This is a genomic window from Bartonella sp. AC62GZZY (genome assembly GCF_042196525.1).
Classification (GTDB): domain Bacteria; phylum Pseudomonadota; class Alphaproteobacteria; order Rhizobiales; family Rhizobiaceae; genus Bartonella.
Genome location: NZ_JBHIQN010000095.1, coordinates 1 through 258 on the forward strand (window position 1 = coordinate 1; position 258 = coordinate 258).

The following is a 258-nucleotide window of genomic DNA, read 5'->3' on the forward strand; positions in this document are numbered from 1 at the left end:
TTATAGGAGGTTCATTCGCTGCTTATGCAGGTTTAGATGATCCAGTTATTGATATTGGTTTGACTCCCAATCGTTCTGATTGCACAGGTGTTCGCGGTATTGCCCGTGATCTAGCTGCTACTGGAATTGGGCGATTAAAAGAATTATCATTACCACAATTTAATACTTCTTTTGAAACACCGCTTCATGTTTCTTTAGATTTTATGCAAAGCGCATCGCTATGTTTAGGTTTTGCTTGGCGTGAAGTGCGCAATGTTC

At 40.3% G+C, this 258-nt stretch carries 1 pseudogene; it reads left to right on the forward strand.

Features of this window, described 5'->3' with window-relative positions:
- Positions 1–258: pseudogene (locus ACFIML_RS09345) on the forward strand (phenylalanine--tRNA ligase subunit beta); the annotation flags it as partial.